The sequence below is a fragment of the Methylobacterium sp. J-070 genome (assembly GCF_022829385.1).
In the GTDB taxonomy this organism is placed as follows: Bacteria; Pseudomonadota; Alphaproteobacteria; order Rhizobiales; family Beijerinckiaceae; genus Methylobacterium.
In genome coordinates, this window is the sequence record NZ_JAKSXX010000265.1 from 1 (window position 1) to 2,010 (window position 2,010).

The 2,010-nt window shown below is 62.6% G+C and carries 2 protein-coding genes and 1 pseudogene; all 3 read left to right on the top strand.

Annotated elements, in window-relative coordinates; translation table 11 throughout:
* Window positions 1-286: 286 nt before the first annotated feature.
* Complete coding sequence (locus tag MKL01_RS30775) at window positions 287-538, top strand: 3',5'-cyclic-nucleotide phosphodiesterase (RefSeq protein ID WP_243908983.1); 252 nt, start codon at window positions 287-289, stop codon at window positions 536-538.
* Window positions 539-1,119: 581 nt separating this feature from the next.
* Window positions 1,120-1,407: a hypothetical protein gene (locus MKL01_RS30780; protein ID WP_243908984.1), complete on the top strand. Its 288-nt coding sequence runs from the start codon at window positions 1,120-1,122 to the stop codon at window positions 1,405-1,407.
* Window positions 1,408-1,674: 267 nt separating this feature from the next.
* Window positions 1,675-2,010: pseudogene (locus MKL01_RS30785) on the top strand (SOS response-associated peptidase family protein); the annotation flags it as partial.

The window sequence follows — 2,010 nt, forward strand, 5'->3', positions numbered from 1 at the left end:
CCTAGAGACTAACTGTGCTGGGGACGCCCTCGCGTTCTGCGCCGGCATCGATCCGAACAGCCCGCAAATGGACGCCTGCTTCAAGAAGAATATGAGCCGAATGTCCCCAGGCTGCCGTCGCGCCATCGATGCCTATGAGAAGGCCAGCGGTAAGTAGCCACCCGACTGTTCGGTCATAGCCCGAATGCTGCGGAGGGGGGCAGAGCCTCGGCTTCGGAGGCGGAAGGGATAGATCACCGATCCTGGCCGTTAGCGCATCGATGAACGCCTCCGACCGGTATCCAATATGCGCAGCACCATCCTCGCTCTAGGCTTAATTACCGTAGCGACTTCCGCCCTCGCGGCTCCTGACGCGTCCGCCTCAAAGCGTGGCAACAAGGATTTGAAGACCTACTGCTCCGGTGATGCGGTCACCTTTTGCAGCGGCAACGATCCAGACAGCTCCGAGATGGACGCCTGTTTTAAGAAAAATATGGACAAAATCTCAGAGAACTGCCGGCGTGCAATCACGGCCTACAAAGGGAGCGGGGGCAAGTAGTGGCCGCCCTATGCTTGCGGGACGAAGGCTGATAATTCCATCCGTTGGTCACAGGAGCGGCTAAGGGTGATCACAGGCCCACAGCTCCGCGCAGCGTCGTGCTCTGCGCTGAGAACAGCCCCAGCGAGCCGCTGATAAGAGTCGCGCAGATGATGGCCCTGATGAAGCCCCTGTGGACTGTTAGCGCCAGCTCCTCGCTTGCTAATCCTGTTGCGCTGTCGGGCCAGTGAACGGCAGGTTTGTTTGGAGGCCGGGTTCCGGAGTCGAACCGGACGTGCGAAGCGTTGCGGGCTCCTAGCTAAACACTCACCCACCTGGCCGTCGTCTTTGGATCACCCCGCAGCGGCCGAGTCTAGACCGAGCGGCAAGGGATCCTCGGATGGCTGCCGAGAGCCTTAGCGGTCTCCACCTATCGTGACATCCAGTCTATGGTTCGTCCCCGAGAAGAGTGGCGTGGCTGCGATCCGGTCTTCGGATCGGAGGCGGTCACGATCTTCGGCCGCGAGCAGTTGCCGCACACGACCAACTGGAACAATGATCAGCGCGTCCCCTTCCTTCAGGCGTAAGAACCTGGAGGAAGTATGTCCAAGATCCTGAAAATCGCCGCCGCCACCACGATGCTCACGCTGTCATTAAGCCTGGCTGTTGCTGCGCCGTGCAATGTCGGCACGACGACGAATGCCGCTACCGGGAAGGATAGCAGCTCCAATGTCGATGGTGGTTCGACGGCCAAGGTAACCCCCGGCGCCAAGGTCGAGTCTTCTGGCACAGTGGGCGCCATGAACAACACCGGCGCGGCCACGAAGGATGACGACTCTAAGAAGGCTCCCGAAGGTCAGCCTGTGAAGCCTGGCGCCGACAACTGCTGAGGCTACACCATCGGGCGGCACCCATATCGCGTCGCCCGCCGCAACTACCTGCTCGTGCCCGGTCCCGCACCGGGACGATCGCCACCGAGCGCTAGCACGTCGCGCTAACCCGCCTTCTGCATCCCGCATTTCGCGCCCCGCCGCGTACCGGCCCCTCGCCGTGAGGAACGGCACAAGCCCCGCCAACCCGTGATCAGATCGGGCGGCGTGGCAGCGTTCGGCATCTCGCGGTCTTGATCTTTACTGCGGCTCTGGCGAGAATGCTGAATGTGCAACCTCTACAGCCTCATCCGGCCGCAGCCGGAGATCGGCAGGGCGTTCAGCATCGAGCACGATGGCACCGGCAACCTGCCACCGCTGCCCGCCATCTTCCCCAACACGGCGGCGCCCGTGATCCGCATGCGCGAGGGCGCACGTGCCTTATCGATGATGCGCTGGGGCATGCCGTCCCCGGCCTTCGCCTAAGGAGTAAGAAGGTCGATCCTGGCGTCACGAACGTGCGCAACACTGCCTCGCCGTACAGGCGACGCGGGCTGGTGCCCGCACACCGCTGCCTCGTGCCATTCACGAGCTTCAGCGAGAACGAGAAGGCCGCGGACGGCT